Consider the following 18,559-nt stretch of genomic DNA (forward strand, 5'->3'; position numbering starts at 1 on the left):
AAGGCTCGGTAGCGGCTCGCCGTCCGCAGGTAAAGCTGGTCTCGCCTTCGCCGCCCACATTGCCTGCCAGCCGGGTCTGGGGCAAAGCTGGCGCCGCAAATGACAGGGCAGGGTATCGCATGTTGCTGGTGACCGGCGGCGCCGGTTTTATCGGATCGAATGTCGTGGCCGCGTTGAACGAGGCCGGCCGCTCCGACGTCGTGGTCTGCGACCTGCTCGGCCGCGACGGCAAGTGGCGCAACCTGGCCAAGCGGCAGCTGATGGACATTGTCCCGCCCGATCAATTCGCGGACTGGCTGAAGGGCCGCCGGCTGGACGCGGTCATCCACCTCGGCGCGATCTCGGAGACCACGGCGACCGACGGCGACCTCGTGATCGAGACCAATTTCCGCTTCTCGCTGCGGCTGCTCGACTGGTGCACCGACAATCCGACGCCCTTCATCTATGCTTCGTCGGCGGCGACCTATGGCGATGGCGCGCAGGGGTTTGCCGACGATCCGTCGCTGCCGGCGCTCAGGCAATTGCGGCCGATGAACCTCTATGGGTGGAGCAAGCATCTGTTCGACATGGCGGTCGCCGAGCGCGCGGCGCTCGGGCAAAAGCTGCCGCCGCAATGGGCAGGGCTGAAGTTCTTCAACGTGTTCGGGCCCAACGAATATCACAAGGGCACCATGATGAGCGTGCTGGCGCGGCGCTTCGATGACATCAAAGCGGGCCGGCCGGTGCAATTGTTCAAGTCGCATCGCGAGGGCATCGCCGACGGCGACCAGCGCCGCGACTTCATCTATGTCGACGATGTCGTGCGGGTGATGATGTGGCTGCTGGCGACGCCGTCGGTGTCCGGCCTGTTCAATGTCGGAACCGGCAGCGCGCGCAGCTTCAAGGACATGATGCTGTCGGCCTATGCCGCGCTCGGCACCTCGCCCAACATCCAGTATATCGACATGCCCGAACAGATTCGCGGCAGCTACCAGTATTTCACCCAAAGCGAAGTCGATCGCCTGCACGGGGCCGGCTACAATGGCGGCTTTACGGGTCTGGAAGAGGCAGTGGAACTTTACGTGAAGGGGTTTCTCGATCGCGCCGACCGTTTTCGCTGAGCGGCGCAGGATGTAACGAGTACAGATGTTCGATTTCGATTCTCTCGCGCACGCGATTGTCCGCCAGACCGTGCTCTGCGTCGGCGATCTCATGCTTGATGAATTTGTTTACGGCGAGGTGTCGCGGATTTCGCCGGAAGCGCCGGCGCCCGTGATCGCGGCCCAGCGCAGCGAGACCAATATCGGCGGCGCCGGCAATGTCGCGCGCAACATCGCCTCGCTCGGCGGACGCTGCATTTTTGTCGGCATGATCGGCGAGGACGAGGTGGGCGTGAAGCTGGCGGTCACGCTGGCGCAGCAGCCCGGGATCGAAAGTGCGCTGGTGCACGATCCCGCGCGCCCGACCACGCGCAAGGTTCGCTTCGTCTCCGAACATTTTTCAACGCACATGCTGCGTGCCGACTGGGAACTGGCACAGCCAGCGTCGGCCGAGATCGAGCAGAAGCTGATCGACGCCGTCCTGCCGCTCATTCCCCGTGCCGACATCGTGCTGCTGTCCGACTACGCCAAGGGCGTGCTGACCGCGCGCGTGATCCGCAACGTGATCGATACGGCGAAGAGGCTCGGCAAGCGTGTGATCGTCGATCCCAAGAGCGCCAATTTCGCGATCTATCGCGGCGCCACGCTGTTGACGCCGAACCGCAAGGAGTTTGCCGAAGCCACCCGCAGCCGCGCCGACAGCGATGCGAACATTGCGGAGGCTGCGCGGGACGCGATGTATCTCGCCGATTGCGAGGCCATGCTGGTGACGCAAAGCGAGCACGGCATGACGCTGGTCACCCGCACCGGCGATATGGTTCATGTGCCGGCGTTGCCGGTCAAGGTGCGCGACGTTTCGGGCGCCGGTGACACGGTGGCGGCCGCACTGGCGCTGGCGCTCGCGGCCGGCGCCGATTGGGAATCCGCGCTCCGAACGGCTAACGCCGCGGCCGCCGTTGCCGTCAGCAAGACCGGCACCGCCACCGTGACGCTGGCCGAATTGCGGCGAAAGATCCTGCCGACGGCTTCGCTGGCGGCTGAGCAAAAGATCGCCGCCGCCTCCGATCTCGAAGCGCATCTGGCGGAGTGGCGCAAGCAGGACCTGCGTGTCGGCTTCACCAATGGCTGCTTCGATATTTTGCACCCCGGTCACGTCAAGGTGCTGACGGCGGCGCGGGGCGCCTGCGACCGGCTGATCGTCGGCCTCAACAGCGATGCTTCGGTGCGGCGGCTGAAGGGTGAGGGGCGTCCGGTGCAGGACGAACGCGCGCGGGCGGAAGTGCTGGCTGCGCTGGAGGCGGTCGATCTCGTCGTTATCTTCGAGGAAGATACGCCGATCAGGCTGATCGAGCAGGTCAGGCCCAGCGTGCTGGTGAAGGGCGGCGACTACGCCCGCGAGCAGGTCGTCGGCCACGAGATCGTCGAAGCCAATGGCGGGGAGGTGTTGCTGGTCGATATCCTCCAGGGATTCAGCACCACCTCGCTGGTGCAGCGCGCCCGCGAGGGCCGGGCATGAGCACGCTGGCCTCACCGATCGAGCCGGTGTGGCGATTCTGGCGATGGGTGCGCAATCCCGCGTTCTGGACGACGGTGGCGGACGCTTTCGCGGTGCTGACAGCGCTCGCCCTGCCATGGTCGACGTCGGCGGTGTCGATCTTCATGCTTTGCTGGCTCGGGTCAGCCGCATTGATGATCGACTACGGCATTTACCTGAGGTCGCTGAAGCGGCCGATTTTCGTCTTTCCGATCGCATTGTTCATGTTGGCGGTGATCGGCATGCTTTGGTCCGGCGCGCCGTGGAGCGAGCGGCTCTACGCGGTTGGCCCGCTCGCCAGGCTTCTGGTGTTACCCGGACTGTTCTATCATTTTTCACGTTCAACGCGTGGGAAGTGGGTTTTCATCGCCTTTCTGGTCTCGTGCACGTTGATGGCGGCCGTCTCATGGATCGTCGCGTTCAATCCGGGCTTCAGCCTCAAGCCGGAGGATGCGAGGTTTTGCGGCATCTTTGTCAGGAACTACATCGATCAGGGCCAGGAATTCTCGCTTTGCGCGATCGCACTTGCCTATCCTGTGATGCGGCTCTTGAAGGAGAACAGGCTGTGGCTCGCGGGCTTTCTGACGGCGATTGCGCTGGTGCTGATCGTCAACATGGTCTTTGTGATCGCATCGCGCACCGCGCTGGCGACAATGCCGCTCATGCTCGCGGTCTTTGCGTTCAGGTACCTGCAATGGCGCGGGATCGTCGCGCTCGGCATGGCCGTCATCGTGGGCGGTCTTGCGTGGGCGACAACGCCGCGAATGTGCCGGACGGTCGAAACGCTGGCGAGAGATTTTGAGCTTTACCGGGAGCACAACACGCCGACGTCGGCGGGCCTGCGGATGGAGTACTGGAAGAAGTCGCTGCGCTTCATTGCCGAAGCCCCCCTCGTCGGGCATGGCACCGGCTCCATCCGCGGACTGTTCCAGAAGGCGGCGACGGGGGATGCCGTCGAGGCCACGGGGCATGTTATTGCCAACCCGCATAACCAGACCTTCGGCGTCGCAATCCAGTGGGGTGTGATCGGCATTGTCGTTTTATATGCGATGTGGTTCTCGCATCTGCGGCTGTTCCTCCCCGGCGAGGGCCTGGCGGCCTGGATCGGGCTTCTTGTCGTCGTACAGAACGTCCTCACCTCGCTGTTCAATTCGCATATTTTCGATTTCCATGCGGGATGGATGTATGTGCTGGGCGTCGGGGTTGCGGGCGGCATGTTATTGAAGGACGACGCCGGCACGGCAGTCAATCAGCGGGTCGAAGCTTGATGGCGATGAGCGAACCAGCCGGAAAAAGACCGTCGATAGGCTCGATGCCCGCGCTCGTGTTTTCGGCCTGGCGCGATCCGGCCGCGCGGATTCTGAATCTGGACCTGCTTGCGGTCCTGCTTGCGATCCTGCTGCCGTGGACGACATCCGGCGTTGCCATCGTCAGTGTGCTCTGGCTGGTCGCGTTGCTCCCGACGATCGATCTGCGCGCGTTCGTTCGCTTGCTGCGGCAGCCGATCTGTTATTTGCCGGTGGCGCTTTGCGCCATCGCGATCGCCGGAACGTTGTGGTCGGACGCGGCTTGGGGCACGCGGGCCTACGCCCTCACGCCGCTGGGGAAGTTGCTGATGCTGCCGCCGCTGCTCTATCATTTCCAGCGCTCCAGCCGCGGCCTTTGGGTCTTCGTTGCGTTCCTGGCGTCGTGCAGCCTGTTGTTGGCGATGTCCTGGATCGTTGCATTGTTCCCGGGTCTCGCTCTCAAGCCGGAGGCGACGTACGGCGTCCCGGTAAAGAACTATATCGACCAGAGCCAGGAGTTCGCGCTCTGCGCTGTGGTGCTGGCCTACCCCGTCATAGAACGGCTGCGGGCGGGCGCGAAATGGTCGGCGATGGTTCTGGCCTCGGTCGGGCTGCTGTTCGTCATCAACATGATTTTCGTGACCGTTTCGCGCACGGCGCTGGTCACGATGCCGGTCATGCTCGCGGTGTTCGCGTTGCTGCATCTGAAGTGGCGGGCCAATCTCGCCATCTTCCTGGCGTTGGTCGTGCTGGCCGCCGTTGCATGGGCAAGTTCCTCGAGGCTGCAACAGACGACCGAAACGTTCTACCGGGACTATTATCTCTACAAGCTCCAGGACGAGCCGACCTCGATCGGGATACGGCTCGAGTTCCTGAAGAAGTCGCTGCAGTTCTTCGCCGAAGCGCCGGTTATCGGGCACGGCACCGGCGCGACGCGGGGGCTCTTTGAAAAGGCGGCGAGCGATCACAACGAAGGCAAGGTCTTTGCCAGTGCGCAGGTGATCGGCAATCCTCACAACCAGACGCTCAATGTCGCCGTGCAGTGGGGCATCGTCGGTGTCATCGTGCTGTATGCGATGTGGCTGTACCATCTGCTGCTGTTCCGGGGCGAGGGGCTGATCGCCTGGATCGGTCTCATGGTGGTCGTGCAGAATTTCTTCACCTCGCTGTTCAATTCGCATCTGTTCGATTTCCACGAGGGCTGGATGTATGTGCTGGGTGTCGGTGTCGCGGGCGGAACCGTGCTCGGCGCTCGGCTGCGCGAAAAGCAGTCGGCGGAAAGCGCGACGGGGCCGTGACCGGCTGGTATGGGACGGCGAGATGGGCTATCAGCGGCCTCCCGGCGGCGGCTTAACCCGAAAAGTGTTTGTCAGCGATCAGCGGCATGATGAGCTTCAAGAACTTGACCTTGCGTAACGTGCTGATTGCCACGCATGACGCGCTCGCGACGGCGGCCGCGCTGGTTGCGAGCTTCTATCTGCGCTTCGAAGGCGACCTGTTCGACGCCCGCCTGCCGCTCCTGCTGCGCATCCTGCCGATCTTCGTCATCTTCAGCGTGGTGGTCTGCTATTTCTTCAAGCTGACCACCACCAAATGGCGGTTCATTTCGCTGCCCGACGCACTGAACATCGTGCGCGTCGCCACCGTGCTGACGCTGGGGCTGGTCGTCGTCGACTATTTTTCGGTGTTCCTCGCCCCGAACGTGCACGGCCCGGTCTTCCTCGGCCGTATCACCATTGTCCTTTATTTCTTCCTCCAGATATTCTTTCTCAGCGCGTTGCGTTTTGCCTACCGCTACTTCCGCTACACCCGCGTGCGCCGTCATGCCCGCAGCGAAGGTGCTTCGCCAACGCTGCTGATCGGCCGCGCCGCCGACGCCGAGATCCTGCTGCGCGGCATCGAGAGCGGGGCGGTCAAGCAGCTTTGGCCGGTCGGCGTGCTGTCGCCGTCGGCGGCCGATCGCGGCCAGACCATCCGCAACATTCCCGTGCTCGGCGGCATCGACGACGTCGAGGACGTGATCCGCGACTATGAGAGACGCGGCAAGCCGATCGGGCGCGTGGTGATGACGCCCTCTGCCTTCGATCCCGAGGCCAGGCCCGAAGCGGTCCTGATGCGCGCAAGGCGGCTCGGCCTGATCGTCAGCCGCCTGCCGTCGCTGGAGAGCGGCGACGCGCCGCGCCTGACTGCGGTCGCGGTCGAGGACCTCCTGCTGCGGCCGAGCGAGAAAATCGATTACGCCCGCCTGGAAGCGCTGGTGAAGGACAAGTCGGTGATCGTCACCGGCGGCGGCGGCTCGATCGGCGCGGAGATTTGCGACCGTGTCGCCACCTTCGGCGCCGCGCGGCTGCTGGTGATCGAGAATTCGGAGCCGGCGCTCTATGCCGTCACCGAGGCGCTGGCAGCCCATGCCACCAATGCCGCGATCGAGGGCCGCATCGCCGATATCCGCGACCGCGAGCGCATCATGCGCCTGATGCGCGAGTTCAAGCCCGACATCGTGTTTCACGCCGCGGCGCTCAAGCACGTGCCGATCCTCGAGCGCGACTGGAGCGAGGGCGTCAAGACCAACATTTTCGGTTCGGTCAATGTCGCCGATGCCGCGCTCGCCGCCGGCGCCGGGGCGATGGTGATGATCTCGACCGACAAGGCGATCGAGCCGGTCTCGATGCTGGGCCTGACCAAGCGCTTTGCCGAAATGTATTGCCAGGCACTGGATCATGAACTGGCCACGCAAGCCGGCGACAAGCCCCGCATGCGCCTGATCTCGGTCCGCTTCGGCAATGTGCTGGCCTCGAACGGCTCGGTGGTGCCGAAGTTCAAGGCGCAGATCGAGGCGGGTGGACCGGTCACCGTGACGCATCCCGACATGGTCCGCTATTTCATGACCATCCGAGAGGCCTGCGACCTCGTGATCACGGCGGCGGCGCATGCGCTGGCGCCGGTGCGCCCGGACGTCTCGGTCTATGTGCTCAACATGGGCCAGCCGGTGAAGATCGTCGATCTGGCCGAACGCATGATTCGCCTCTCTGGCCTTGAGCCTGGGCTTGATATCGAAATTGCGTTCACCGGCATGCGGCCGGGCGAGCGGCTGAACGAAATTCTGTTCGCAACAGAGGAGCCGACGGTCGAGATCGGCGTTGCCGGCATCATGGCCGCCAAGCCGAACGAGCCGCCGATGGCAACCTTGCGCAAATGGCTTGCGGCGCTGGAGGAGGCGATCGCCAAGGATGACCGCGCCACCATCCGCGCCGTGCTGAAGGATGCCGTCCCCGAATTTGGCGCTGCCGCGCCGGCCGAAGAACCGCGCCAGATATCCGCCCGCTAAAGCCCCAACCTGCGGATTTGAAAAATCCGCCGCAGGAAGCGCAGAAAGAATGCCGCATCGATGACAGGGGCATTCAAATGCTCCCGCCGCGAGCGCAGGCATTCCAGGTTGGCACGGATGGTGACGTCGATGCCGCTGGTGCTGATGCCGCCCATCTGAAAATCCGCGATCACGCGCGGGATATAACGCACGCGGAAATCGTTCAGCGCCATTGCCCGCAGCATGTAGTCGTAGTCGGCGGTGGTGACGTAGCTCAGATCGTATTCACCCACCTTCTGCACCACTTCCCGTCGCGTGTAGAAGGTGGGATGCGGTGGCACCCAGCCGAGCTGAAACGCGTAGGGGCGGAATGTCCCGGCGCGCCACACCCGCGCCAGCCGCTTGCTGTGATGGTCGGTCACCATGTTGAGATCGCCATAGACGATGTCGGCGTTTTCCAGGCCGGCGGCGATGTCGGCGAGCACATTTGCATCGTGAAACGTGTCGTCGGAGTTGAGAAAGCCGACGGCATCGCCGCTGAACTGGCGAAAGCCCTTGTTCATGGCGTCGTAAACGCCCTTGTCCGGCTCGGACAGGACCGTGATCGCGTCGGAGCGGAAAGACTCGACGATTTTCAGCGTCCCGTCGCGCGACACGCCGTCGATCACAAGCATCTCCTTGTCGGAGTGCGTCTGCTTGAGGAAGGATTCGATGGTGAAGCCGATCGTCGCTTCCGAATTAAAGCTGGTTGTGACGACAGTGATCTTCATGCTTCAGTAGGTCTTCAGCCTGCGCAACACGATGCGCTGCTTGAGAAGGCTAATTGGCCGTGGCGCTGCAAAGCCCTTGTCCCGTTATTTGACGCCTTGCGCAAGCCCCACCAGGCCGGGACCACAAAAGAAGGTGCGCAGAAGGAGACGCGGACGACGACCCCGGTGCCGTTATACGGCGCCGCAGTGCCGCTGACGACAATAGACGCTTGTGCCGATTCCGATCGTTAATGTGGCAATTTTTCCTCGGGCACCTCGATCGGCGCAGAACCTTTTGCCGCCTTCTCCGCGCTAAATATCCATACCAGCCCGCCGAACGCGCCGACGATGAACGACACCGCGCCGAACAGCAGGGACACGTTGACGCCTTCGGCGGAGACCAGCCCGGCATAGCCGAAGGCGAGTCCCATGGTGGCTTCCCGCACACCCCATCCGGCGATCGAGATCGGCATCATCGTGATCAGCATCACCGGCGGGATGAGCTGGAAAACCTGGCCGAACAGCACGGGCGCCGCGATCGATCGCACCACACACCAGGCGATGACGACGGCGAGAAAATGGACGAGAAACGACAGCACCGCGACCTTCGGTCCGCGCTCGCGGCTGAAGATCACGCGGTTGGCGATGACGGAGCAGTTATGGACGTGATGCGTCGCCCACCAGCGCTTCAGCCACGGCCATTGCAGCCGCCCCAGAATCAGAAAACCCACTCCCGCCGCGAGCGCCGCAAAATCGACCAGCAGCAGCGCCGAGCGGCCGTGTGGATCCGCGATCAACTGATAGCTCCAGGGCAGGGTTGCCACGATCACGATCGCGAGCGCAATCAGGCCGATCGCGCGGTCGACGAAGATCGAATAGGTCGCCGCACGCCAACCGGCGCCGCCACGCGCCACCAGCCACAGACGGACCGCATCGCCGCCGATCGAAGAGGGCAGCGTCTGATTGAAGAACGCCCCGATCAGGTTGAAGCGGGTTGCCTGCGTGACGCCGAGGGGTGCGCCGCATTCGGCGCTGACGATGCGCCAGCGCAATACGCCGACGAATATCTGTAGCAGGGTCGCCGCGATCGCGAGTCCGATCCAGCCGACGCTTGCCACATTGAAGCGGGAGGCGAGCTCGTGGAAATCGACCTTGCGGAGCGCAAGATAAAGCAGCGCTGCGGAAACGATGATCTTGAGCGATAAAAGCAGAATCCGGCGCATCGTCCGAGTTTCAATTGTCCGAGGAGGTTAACCGAGGTGCAGGCGGCACGGCATGCCGAAATTTCGTCCGCTTTGGTATGGTTTTGAAGCCCGTCTGGCAATAGCCGGTTGCCGGGTATTGCGACAACCGCTGGCCGGCGGCTAAAGAGGCGTCCCGAAGGGGCGGCAGCGGAACCCAACTCCACGCAGAGAAGGTGATGTCAGAGCAGGCAGTATTGGTCACGGGGGCGGCTGGCTTCATCGGCTTCCATGTTGCACGTCGGTTGTTGTCGGACGGATGCCGCGTCGTCGGGCTGGACAATCTCAACAACTATTACGATCCCGCCTTGAAACATGCACGGCTGAATCTTCTGCGCAAACAGCCGCAGTTTGACTTCGTGCAGGCCGATCTGGCGGATCGGACCTCGATCGCTTCGATCTTCGAGAGCAATCGATTTGTCAGGGTGGTGCACCTCGCCGCCCAGGCCGGCGTTCGTTACTCGCTCAGCCACCCGCACAGCTATGCGGACGCCAATCTCGAAGGCTTCGTCAACGTTCTGGAGGGATGCCGGCACAACGGTTGCGCTCATCTGGTGTACGCATCGTCTTCGTCGGTTTATGGCGCCAATTCAAAGCTGCCGTTTTCGGTCGACGACCGGACGGATCATCCGGTCAGCCTGTATGCTGCGACCAAGAAGGCCAACGAAGTGATGGCTCATTCCTACAGTCATTTGTACGGTCTGCCGGTGACGGGCTTGCGCTTTTTCACCATCTACGGCCCCTGGGGCCGGCCTGACATGGCAATCTTCCTGTTTACCAAGGCGATCCTCGAGGGGACGCCGATCAAGCTCTTCAACCATGGTAAAATGCGCCGCGACTTTACCTATGTCGACGACGTCACCCGGGTAATATCGCGTGTTGTCGACCAGATTCCGGGCCGGCATCAGGGGCTGGCTCCCGCACGCATTTACAATGTCGGAAATAATCGTCCGGAAGAACTCACCCATGTGGTAGCGGTTCTGGAAAAAGCGCTGGGCCGCGCGGCAATAAGGGAGATGTTGCCGATGCAGCCCGGTGACGTGATGGAGACATTCGCCGATGTCGGCGACCTGATGCGCGATACCGGCTTCAGACCGCACACGCCGATCGAGGATGGCATTGACGAGTTCGTGGCCTGGTACCGCGACCACTACAAGGTTTGAGTCTCGATGGACAAACGAATCATTCCCCTGATCATGTGCGGCGGTGCCGGAACGCGGTTGTGGCCAGCCTCGCGCGAAGTTCATCCCAAGCAGTTCCTGCACTTGTTCGGTGCCCGCTCGACATTTCAGGACACGCTCGCGCGCGTGTCGGATCCCGATCTGTTCGACCGTCCGATCGTCATCACGAACATGGCGTATCGCTTCATGGTGCTCGAGCAACTGGCCGAGCTCGGCCTCGACGCCGACATCCTGCTGGAGCCGATGCGACGCGATTCCGGGCCGGCGATCGCGGCGGGAGCGGCGTTTGCGCAAACCCGTGACAGCGAAGCCATCGTTCTTGCATTGGCCGCAGACCATGTGGTGCGCGATACCGGCGCCTTCATCGCAGCCTGTCGTCAGGGCCTTGCTGCCGTTGTCGCCGGCAATATTGTGACATTCGGCATTCAACCCGAACGCGCCGCCACCGAATACGGTTACATCAGCCCGGACAAGGTGATTACGGGTGAAGTCCGGGCAGTCGCGAAGTTCGTGGAGAAGCCCGATCAGGAGACCGCCGAGAAATACGTCAAGTCGGGTTATCTCTGGAACAGCGGCAACTTCATGTTCCGCGCCGGCGTGCTGCTTGACGAGTATCGCAACGTCGATGACGTCAGTGTTCAGGCTGTCGGCGAGGCCGTCGGCAGGGCCGGGCGTGACCTCGGTTTCGTAACGCTCGATCAGGAGGCCTTCGCGAGGGCCAGGGCGATCTCGATCGACTATGCCGTGATGGAAAAGACTTCGCGCGCGGCTGTCGTGCCTGTTTCCTGCGGCTGGTCTGATGTCGGCTCCTGGCATGCCGTGTGGGAACTTTCGGCGAAGGATGGTCAGGGCAACGCGGCCCGCGGCACCGCCGTGTTCGAGGACTCCCGCAACTGCAACGTCTCCACCGACAGGGCGCTGGTCGCACTCGAAGGCGTCGAGGATCTGGTCGTGGTGGCCACGCAGGATGCGGTGCTGGTGTCGCGTCAGAAAGACGCCAACGGCCTGAAGCGTCTGGTTGCAAGGCTGAAAACAGTCGCGCCGGAGGTAACCGAGGACCACATCAAGGTGCATCGCCCCTGGGGCTCCTATCAGTCGGTCGACAATGGCGATCGCCACCAGGTCAAGCGCATCATTGTAAAGCCCGGCGGCCGTCTTTCGTTACAGAAGCACCATCACCGCTCGGAGCACTGGATCGTCGTGCGTGGCGCCGCGCGGGTCACCGTCAACGAGCTCGTCAAGACCGTGCATGAAAACGAATCGATCTATATTCCGATCGGAGCCGTGCATCGGCTGGAGAATCCGGGCAAGATCGCGCTGGAACTCATCGAGGTTCAGACCGGGAGCTATTTGGGGGAGGACGACATTATCCGAATCGAGGATGAATACCGGCGGACTTGATTAAAATTTCGCCTTTGGAACTTTCGAGCGACGAAAGGATTACGTTGAGCGATGTGGGGTTTATCGATATGTGAGACGCCCCATCGAATTCTGTTATTGTATTGTCACGTTATGGTTGAATCGTGCTTCCAATGATACTGGAGTGTTGGGCTAGCCGGAGGGGGTCCAATACTTGATACTGCGGCGGGGACGAAATGATACTTGTTACGGGCGCCAGCGGATTCGTTGGGGCGGCAGTGATTTGCGAGTTGGCCCGGCGGTGCATCCCGCACCGGCCTGTTACGCGCATGCCGCGCGAAGGATGCTTCCATATCGGCGATATTCATTCGGCAACCAACTGGACCCAGGCGCTGAAGGGCATTGAAACGGTCGTTCATCTTGCCGCACGCGCCCATGTCCTGAAGGAGTCGGTTGCAGACCAGGCGAATCGCTCGTCGCTCTCCGACGTCGGCGCCACGATGAATCTCGCACGCCAGGCCGCGCAGGCCGGCGCGAAGCGGTTTGTCTTCATCAGTTCGATCAAGGTAAACGGTGAGGCGACTCCGCCGGGCCGACCCTTCACGGCCGAAGACCCGGCTGATCCACAAAACCGGTATGCGCAGTCCAAATTCGATACCGAGCGGGGGCTGTTTGCACTGTCTGCCGAGACCGGACTTGAAGTCAGCGTGATCCGTCCGCCCTTGGTCTACGGACCCGGAGTCAAGGCCAACTTTGCCACCATGATGGACTGGGTCAATCGCGGGATTCCGCTGCCGCTCGGCGCTGTCAACAACAAGCGTTCGTTCATCTTCGTGGGCAATCTGTCTGATCTGATTGTTCTGACGGCCGCCCATCCCAGAGCGGCGGGGCAGATTTTCCTGTGCAGCGACGGAGAGGATTTGTCGACGACCGAGCTGTTGCGGCGAATTGCGCAAGAGCTCGGCCGGAGGTCGCGGGTAATGCCGGTGCCGGCTCAGCTATTGACGTTCGCGGCGGCTGCGCTTCGAAGGCGCGAGGTCACCAGCCGCCTGACCGACTCGTTGCAGGTCGACATCGGCAAGACGCGCGACTTGCTTGGCTGGACGCCGCGCTGGAGCGTTCAGGAGGGGTTGCAGGAGACCGCGCGCTGGTTTCAAGGTGCCGACCTCGCTCTTGACCCGATAGCCAGATCGGCCTAGGCGCTCGCGCTGCGCGTTCCCCAAGGCGAAGCGACGCTGGAGGGGTGGCCCGCCGTACCGGCCATCTTCCCCGGACCTTGCAATGAAAAGAACCTTCGATTTCCTGGTATCGGCTGTCGGCCTGATCGTACTTGCGCCCGTCATGCTGGTCATCGCCTGGCTTATCGCGCGATCCTCGCCAGGCGGCGCGTTGTTCGTGCAGGCTCGCGTCGGCAGGTCCGAAAAACCGTTCGATTGCTACAAGTTTCGCACCATGGCGAAGGGCGCGCCGGTTGCGGGCTCGCATGAAGTTTCAGGAAGCTGGATCACGCCGGTCGGCCGCCGCCTGCGATCGCTGAAGCTCGACGAGCTGCCGCAGCTCTACAACGTGCTGCGCGGGGATATGAGCCTGGTCGGCCCCAGGCCCTGCCTTCCCAACCAGGCCGAGGTGATCGCCGCGCGGCGCGCGCGAGGCGTGTTCGACGTCCGGCCCGGCATCACCGGCATCGCCCAGCTCGCCTCGATCGACATGTCGACGCCCGAAAAGCTTGCGGAAGCCGACCGCCGCTATATCGACAGCCGCACCTTCTGGGGCGACCTGCGCATCATTGCGGCGACCGCGCTTGGCCGCGGTTCGGGAGACGCCGTGACTCGTTGATCCCGTGCCAAATCAGGCTCGCTTGTGTATAAAAAGCGGGCACCCGCCGCGCTTGGTAATGTAGTGCAGCAAATCGTGTCTTCACGCGCTGCAAGCGGCCTGCTAATCGGGCCGTGGAATCGGGGGCGGGTTCCGGTGGGCTTCCAGGATTGATGAGCGTTTGGAAGCGCTTGCGGTGACCGAAGAGGGGAATTGAATGCGAGTCGGCGTTATCGGCGCGGGTGTGATGGGGACCAACCACGCACGCGTCCTGGGCGGGTTGCCGAATGTCACCATGGTCGGGATCGTCGATCCCCTAGCCGAACACCGCACGCGCGCCACCGAGCATGCCGGCTGCCGCGCGTTCGAAACCCTCGAGCAACTGCTCGCTGAGGGCGTCGATGCCGTGACCATCGCGGCACCCACCCATCTGCATCACGAGATCGCGCTCGCCTGCATCGCGCGCAACATCCACATCCTGGTCGAGAAGCCGGTCGCTTCCTCCGTCGAGGAGGGCCGCGAGATCGTCGCCGCCGCGCGCCGCGCCGGCGTGACGCTGATGGTCGGCCATGTCGAGCGCTTCAATCCGGCGGTCGCCGCGATCAAGCAGGCGATCTCCGGCGAGGACATCCTGTCGATCGCGATCACCCGAGTCGGTCCGTTTCCGCCGCGCATGTCGAATGTCGGCGTGGTGATCGACCTTGCCGTGCACGACATCGATCTGATCCGCTGGTTCACCGAATCCGACATCGTCGAGGTGCAGCCGCAGCTCGCCAGCGCCGTCGCCGAACGCGAGGACATCGCGCTGCTGCAATTCCGCACCGCCTCCGGCGTGCTCGCCCACATCAACACCAACTGGCTGACGCCGTTCAAGGCGCGCAGCGTCACGGTGGCGACCCGCAACAAATATGTGATGGGCGATCTGCTGACCCGGCAGGTCACCGAATGCTTCGGCTTCAAGCAGGACGGCAGCTACTCGATGCGCCATTTGCCGGTCGGTCATGACGAGCCGCTGCGCGCAGAGCTGATCTCGTTCCTCGACGCCGTGCGCTCGGGCGGCGCACCCGCCGTAACCGGCGACGAAGGCGTTGCCAGCCTTGAGATCGCGATCCAGTGCCTCGTCAATCCGGCCAAGCCGGCAGCTACGACCGCGCGCAAGGGGCCGCGCGCCGTCGCCGGCTGAGATTCCTTCTCACGTTTCGAAGAGCATCATGAACCAGCACATGCCGCCAGAACCCGTGCCTCTGTTCGATATCGGCGCGCAACGCCGCCGGCTCGGCAAATCGATTGACGAGGCGCTCGCGCGGGTGCTCGCGCATTGCCAGTTCGTCAGCGGCCCCGAGGTGACGGCGCTGGAAAAGGCGCTCGCCGAATTCTCCGGCGCCCGGCATGTCGTGACCTGCGCCAGCGGCACCGACGCGCTCCTGATGGTGCTGATGGCCGAGGGCATCGGCCGCGGGGATGCGGTGCTCTGCCCATCCTTCACGTTCTGCGCAACCGCGGAAGCCGTGGCATTGACCGGCGCAACGCCCGTGCTCGTCGATGTCGACGAGGCGACCTTCAACCTCAGCGCCGCCTCGCTGAAGGCCGGCATCGCGACGGCGCGCAAGCACGGTCTCAAGCCGAGGGCAGTGATTCCCGTCGATCTGTTCGGCCAGTGCGCCGATCACGACGCAATCGCGGCGGTGGCCGAGGCCGAAGGCCTGTTCGTGCTCGACGATGCCGCACAGGGTTTTGGCGCCAGCTACAAGGGCCGCCGGCTCGGCACATTGGGCCATGCCACCGCCACCAGCTTCTTCCCGACCAAGCCGCTCGGCTGCTACGGCGATGGCGGCGCGATCTTCACCGACGACGCCGATCTCGCAGCAAAGCTGCGCAGCATCCGTGTGCACGGGCAGGGCAGCGACAAATACGACAATGTCCGCCTCGGATTGACCGGACGGCTGGACACCATGCAGGCGGCGGTGCTGCTCGAAAAGCTGAAAATTTTCGACGACGAGATCGCAGAACGCAATCGGATCGCGGAACGTTATAATCGCGGCCTCGGCAATGTCGTGACCGTGCCGCATCTGGCGCCCGGCTGCGGCTCGGTGTGGGCGCTCTACACCATCCGCCTGCCGCGAGGCGTGGAGCGTGACGCGTTCGCCGCGGCGCTGAAGGCCAAGGGCGTGCCGACCGGCATCTACTATCCGAAGTCGATCCATCAGCAGACGGCATATCGCGATTTCCCGGTCGCCGATGGCGGCCTGCCGGTGAGCGAAAAACTGTCATCCGACGTCATCAGCCTGCCGATGCATGCCTATCTCGATGAGCCGTCGCAGGATCGGGTAATCGCGGCCGTGCGCGGCGCGGTTTCCGCCTGATTTCGCCTTTTTGTAGGGCAGCGTCGTGATATAGAAGCGGCGCATGCTTGGGCGCATCTTCACCGTCGGCGGCTATACGCTTCTCTCGCGGCTGACCGGCTTTGCGCGCGACATCATGCTCGCGGCGATCCTGGGCGCGGGTCCCGTGGCGGACGCGTTCTTCGTGGCGCTGCGGTTGCCCAACCATTTTCGCGCGATCTTCGCCGAGGGCGCCTTCAACGCCGCTTTCGTGCCGGCCTACGCGCATCTGCACGGGCAGAGCGAGACTTCGGCAAAAATCTTCGCCAACCGCATCTTCACGCTGCTGTTCACCGCACAGGTCGTGCTGCTGGTGTTGGCCTGGCTGTTCATGCCGCAGGTGATCGCGATCCTCGCGCCCGGATTTTCGCAAGACCCCGAGCGCGGCCAACTCGCCATCGCGCTGACCCGCATCACATTCCCTTATCTGCTGCTGATCACGCTGGTGACGCTGTATGGCGGCATGCTCAATGTCATGCACCGCTTCGCCAGCGCGGCGGCTGCGCCGATCTTCCTCAATTTGTCGATGATGGCGACGCTGGCGCTGGCTGCGTTCTTTCCCGGCGCCGGATACGCCGCCGCCTGGGGCGTATTGATCGCGGGTGTGCTCGAATTCCTGCTGCTGGCGCAAGACGCATGGCGCAGCGGGATATTGCCGCGCTTTGCGCCGTTCAAACTGGATGAAGATGTCCGCGCGTTCTTCCGCGCGCTCGGGCCGGCGACCATCGGATCGATGGGCACGCAGGTCGCGCTGTTCGCCGATACCATCATCGCCACCTTTCTCGCCGCCGGCGCGATCTCTGCGCTGTACTATGCGGACCGCCTCAACCAGTTGCCGATCGGGGTGATCGGGATCGCCATCGGCACCGTGCTGTTGCCGGAAATGTCGCGGCAGCTCGCTGCGAACGACCAGGCCGCCGCCAACGCTTCCCAGCGCAAGGCCTTCGACTTCACGCTGCTGCTCTCGGTGCCGTTCGTCGCCGCCTTCATGACCGTGCCCGACGTGATCATGCGCGCGATGTTCGCGCGCGGTGCGTTCTCCAAAGCCGACGCCGCGGCGGCGGGCGCGACGCTGGCGGCCTATGCCTTCGGACTCATTCCGTTCGTACTGATCCGCAGCGCGGTCGCGACCTTCTACGCGCGCAAGGATACGGCGACGCCCGTGAAGGCCGCATTGACCGGCGTTGCCGTCAATGTCGCGCTGAAAGTCCTGCTGGTGGGTTCGCTGGCGCAGATCGGTCTTGCGTTGGCCACCGCGGTCGGCGCCTGGGTCAACCTGCTGCTGGTGATCTTCTTTGCCGTGCGTGCCGGGCACCTCGTGCTCGACCGCGCCATGCTGGCCTCGTTCGCAAAATTCGTCCTCGCCGGGGTCGTTCTCGGCGCAGCGCTGTGGTTGGTCGCGCGCCTCGCGGCGGTCTATCTCGCCCAGATGAGCGCGTTGCGTGACGAGACCACGCTGGCGCTTCTGGTTGCAACAGGCGCGCTCGTTTACACGGGCTCTATTCTGCCGTTGTTCGGTCGCCGCTGGCTGATTTCGCTCGTGCGCTGAAATCGCATTTTTTATCTAGTAAATTCAACAGGTTATATCGATGTCGCGCTTTCGCTGCGGCGGCCTGTCGCACTGCGCCGAATATGCAACATCCGCGAGCAAAGTGGCGCGGGAGTGTGCATCGAGTAATTGGCGGAAGTGATTCCGCGTTAAGATCGCGACGAAAGTTGAACCGAATTTTGATGCGTACTTTGCAAATGGGGCTTCCGATGCGCGCTTCACTCAAGGCTTTTGCCACTGCCGCCTTCGCTGCGACGGCTGCGATCTCTTCCGCCTACGCGGCCGACATGGCACCGCGCTACACCAAGGCGCCGCCGGCGCCCGTCGTGATCTGGAACTGGACCGGCTTCTATATCGGCGGCAACGCCGGCTATAGCTGGGGCCGTTCGAACACCGATGTGGTCTACCGCAACACCGCGACCGGTGCGATTATCGCGCCGCCCCCGGGATCGATCGTCGGCGGCAACTTCGACATGAACGGCGCCATCGCCGGCGGCCAGGCCGGCTACAACTGGCAGACCAACAACTGGGTCTGGGGTGTCGAGGGCGACATCCAGTGGTCGGACGAGAAGGGCGATCTGGCGCTGCGTTGCGCCGGCACCTTGATCGGTGGACCCTGCTTGCCCGGCCTGACCTTCCTGCCGCCCGGCGCCACCGGCACCAACATCGCGCTGAGCCAGCACCTTGAGTGGTTCGGCACCGCCCGCCTGCGCGGTGGCATCCTGGCTTCCCCGCAGTTCCTGCTGTACGGCACCGGCGGTCTGGCCTATGGCTCGATCAAGACCAACGCTGCCTTGGCCGGCTTCACTCCGGCCGGCGTTGCGCTTGCTGCCGTCGGCAGCAACAGCGAAGTCCGCGTCGGCTGGACGGTTGGCGTCGGCGCCGAATGGCTGTTCGCCCGCGACTGGAGCGCCAAGGTCGAATATCTCTATATGGATCTCGGCCGCTACAATTCCAGCTTCACCCTGCTGCCGGGTAGCGCCTTCGCCGCTGACGTGAGCTCGCGCTTCACCGACCACATCCTGCGCGCCGGCATCAACTATCACTTCAATAGCCCGGTGGTCGCGAAATATTGATC

15 protein-coding genes are annotated in these 18,559 nt (G+C 63.4%); 13 read left to right on the plus strand and 2 right to left on the minus strand.

What is annotated here, in order from left to right; translation table 11 throughout:
* Positions 1-119: 119 nt before the first annotated feature.
* From rfaD to JQ628_RS01855, 5 genes are all read left to right on the plus strand, one after another.
* The gene (gene rfaD / locus JQ628_RS01835) at positions 120-1,100 is read left to right on the plus strand and encodes an ADP-glyceromanno-heptose 6-epimerase (RefSeq protein ID WP_212218263.1); all 981 of its coding nucleotides are present in this window, start codon (positions 120-122) and stop codon (positions 1,098-1,100) included.
* A gap of 25 nt (positions 1,101-1,125) precedes the next feature.
* On the plus strand, positions 1,126-2,595 hold the full coding sequence (gene rfaE1, locus JQ628_RS01840) for a D-glycero-beta-D-manno-heptose-7-phosphate kinase (protein WP_212218266.1): 1,470 nt from the start codon (positions 1,126-1,128) through the stop codon (positions 2,593-2,595).
* Positions 2,592-3,881 carry an O-antigen ligase family protein gene (locus JQ628_RS01845; protein WP_212218269.1) on the plus strand — a complete coding sequence of 430 codons (1,290 nt, stop codon included), beginning with the start codon at positions 2,592-2,594 and terminating at the stop codon, positions 3,879-3,881. Before rfaE1 ends, JQ628_RS01845 begins: the two co-directional genes overlap by 4 nt.
* Before the next feature lie 44 nt (positions 3,882-3,925).
* The gene (locus JQ628_RS01850) at positions 3,926-5,197 is read left to right on the plus strand and encodes an O-antigen ligase family protein (RefSeq protein WP_212218273.1); all 1,272 of its coding nucleotides are present in this window, start codon (positions 3,926-3,928) and stop codon (positions 5,195-5,197) included.
* Between the two features lie 86 nt (positions 5,198-5,283).
* Complete coding sequence (locus JQ628_RS01855; protein WP_212219308.1) at positions 5,284-7,227, plus strand: nucleoside-diphosphate sugar epimerase/dehydratase; 1,944 nt, start codon at positions 5,284-5,286, stop codon at positions 7,225-7,227.
* On the opposite strand, the gene JQ628_RS01860 is transcribed toward JQ628_RS01855, so the two are convergent.
* Together JQ628_RS01860 and JQ628_RS01865 are read right to left on the minus strand one after the other, a co-directional pair.
* Positions 7,224-7,976: a glycosyltransferase family 2 protein gene (locus JQ628_RS01860; RefSeq protein ID WP_212218276.1), complete on the minus strand. Its 753-nt coding sequence runs from the start codon at positions 7,974-7,976 to the stop codon at positions 7,224-7,226. The genes JQ628_RS01855 and JQ628_RS01860 overlap by 4 nt on opposite strands.
* A 227-nt stretch (positions 7,977-8,203) precedes the next feature.
* Complete coding sequence (locus tag JQ628_RS01865; protein ID WP_212218279.1) at positions 8,204-9,178, minus strand: lysylphosphatidylglycerol synthase transmembrane domain-containing protein; 975 nt, start codon at positions 9,176-9,178, stop codon at positions 8,204-8,206.
* A gap of 197 nt (positions 9,179-9,375) precedes the next feature.
* Here JQ628_RS01865 and JQ628_RS01870 point away from each other — a divergent pair, with 197 nt between their 5' ends.
* The 8 genes from JQ628_RS01870 to JQ628_RS01905 all read left to right on the plus strand — a co-directional run bounded on the left by JQ628_RS01870 (position 9,376) and on the right by JQ628_RS01905 (position 18,557).
* Positions 9,376-10,359 carry an NAD-dependent epimerase gene (locus JQ628_RS01870; RefSeq protein ID WP_212218282.1) on the plus strand — a complete coding sequence of 328 codons (984 nt, stop codon included), beginning with the start codon at positions 9,376-9,378 and terminating at the stop codon, positions 10,357-10,359.
* A 6-nt stretch (positions 10,360-10,365) separates the two neighbouring features.
* Positions 10,366-11,778 (plus strand): mannose-1-phosphate guanylyltransferase/mannose-6-phosphate isomerase, encoded by a 1,413-nt coding sequence (locus JQ628_RS01875; protein ID WP_212218285.1) that lies wholly within the window; start codon positions 10,366-10,368, stop codon positions 11,776-11,778.
* A gap of 194 nt (positions 11,779-11,972) precedes the next feature.
* Complete coding sequence (locus JQ628_RS01880; RefSeq protein ID WP_212218288.1) at positions 11,973-12,935, plus strand: NAD-dependent epimerase/dehydratase family protein; 963 nt, start codon at positions 11,973-11,975, stop codon at positions 12,933-12,935.
* Between the two features lie 82 nt (positions 12,936-13,017).
* On the plus strand, positions 13,018-13,572 hold the full coding sequence (locus JQ628_RS01885; RefSeq protein ID WP_212218291.1) for a sugar transferase: 555 nt from the start codon (positions 13,018-13,020) through the stop codon (positions 13,570-13,572).
* Between the two features lie 196 nt (positions 13,573-13,768).
* The gene (locus JQ628_RS01890; protein ID WP_212218294.1) at positions 13,769-14,734 is read left to right on the plus strand and encodes a Gfo/Idh/MocA family protein; all 966 of its coding nucleotides are present in this window, start codon (positions 13,769-13,771) and stop codon (positions 14,732-14,734) included.
* A 28-nt stretch (positions 14,735-14,762) separates the two neighbouring features.
* Positions 14,763-15,914, plus strand: a complete 1,152-nt coding sequence (locus tag JQ628_RS01895) for a DegT/DnrJ/EryC1/StrS family aminotransferase (RefSeq protein ID WP_212218296.1) — start codon at positions 14,763-14,765, stop codon at positions 15,912-15,914.
* Positions 15,915-15,957: 43 nt separating this feature from the next.
* Positions 15,958-17,481, plus strand: coding sequence for a murein biosynthesis integral membrane protein MurJ (murJ, locus tag JQ628_RS01900; protein WP_212218299.1), 1,524 nt, complete (start codon positions 15,958-15,960; stop codon positions 17,479-17,481).
* Between the two features lie 209 nt (positions 17,482-17,690).
* Positions 17,691-18,557, plus strand: a complete 867-nt coding sequence (locus tag JQ628_RS01905; RefSeq protein WP_249127404.1) for an outer membrane protein — start codon at positions 17,691-17,693, stop codon at positions 18,555-18,557.
* The last annotated feature ends 2 nt before the right edge of the window (positions 18,558-18,559 follow it).

This window comes from Bradyrhizobium lablabi, from assembly GCF_018129385.1.
In the GTDB taxonomy this organism is placed as follows: domain Bacteria; phylum Pseudomonadota; class Alphaproteobacteria; order Rhizobiales; family Xanthobacteraceae; genus Bradyrhizobium; species Bradyrhizobium lablabi_C.

Excerpts from the sequence above, each read along its gene's own strand:
- JQ628_RS01865 (WP_212218279.1), bottom strand. The coding sequence starts at position 9,178 with ATGCGCCGGATTCTGCTTTTATCGCTCAAGATCATCGTTTCCGCAGCG.
- JQ628_RS01875 (WP_212218285.1), top strand. The coding sequence starts at position 10,366 with ATGGACAAACGAATCATTCCCCTGATCATGTGCGGCGGTGCCGGAACG.
- rfaD (WP_212218263.1), top strand. The coding sequence starts at position 120 with ATGTTGCTGGTGACCGGCGGCGCCGGTTTTATCGGATCGAATGTCGTG.
- JQ628_RS01880 (WP_212218288.1), top strand. The coding sequence starts at position 11,973 with ATGATACTTGTTACGGGCGCCAGCGGATTCGTTGGGGCGGCAGTGATT.
- JQ628_RS01860 (WP_212218276.1), bottom strand. The coding sequence starts at position 7,976 with ATGAAGATCACTGTCGTCACAACCAGCTTTAATTCGGAAGCGACGATC.
- rfaE1 (WP_212218266.1), top strand. The coding sequence starts at position 1,126 with ATGTTCGATTTCGATTCTCTCGCGCACGCGATTGTCCGCCAGACCGTG.
- murJ (WP_212218299.1), top strand. The coding sequence starts at position 15,958 with ATGCTTGGGCGCATCTTCACCGTCGGCGGCTATACGCTTCTCTCGCGG.
- JQ628_RS01845 (WP_212218269.1), top strand. The coding sequence starts at position 2,592 with ATGAGCACGCTGGCCTCACCGATCGAGCCGGTGTGGCGATTCTGGCGA.
- JQ628_RS01855 (WP_212219308.1), top strand. The coding sequence starts at position 5,284 with ATGATGAGCTTCAAGAACTTGACCTTGCGTAACGTGCTGATTGCCACG.
- JQ628_RS01885 (WP_212218291.1), top strand. The coding sequence starts at position 13,018 with ATGAAAAGAACCTTCGATTTCCTGGTATCGGCTGTCGGCCTGATCGTA.
- JQ628_RS01905 (WP_249127404.1), top strand. The coding sequence starts at position 17,691 with ATGCGCGCTTCACTCAAGGCTTTTGCCACTGCCGCCTTCGCTGCGACG.
- JQ628_RS01895 (WP_212218296.1), top strand. The coding sequence starts at position 14,763 with ATGAACCAGCACATGCCGCCAGAACCCGTGCCTCTGTTCGATATCGGC.
- JQ628_RS01850 (WP_212218273.1), top strand. The coding sequence starts at position 3,926 with ATGCCCGCGCTCGTGTTTTCGGCCTGGCGCGATCCGGCCGCGCGGATT.
- JQ628_RS01870 (WP_212218282.1), top strand. The coding sequence starts at position 9,376 with ATGTCAGAGCAGGCAGTATTGGTCACGGGGGCGGCTGGCTTCATCGGC.
- JQ628_RS01890 (WP_212218294.1), top strand. The coding sequence starts at position 13,769 with ATGCGAGTCGGCGTTATCGGCGCGGGTGTGATGGGGACCAACCACGCA.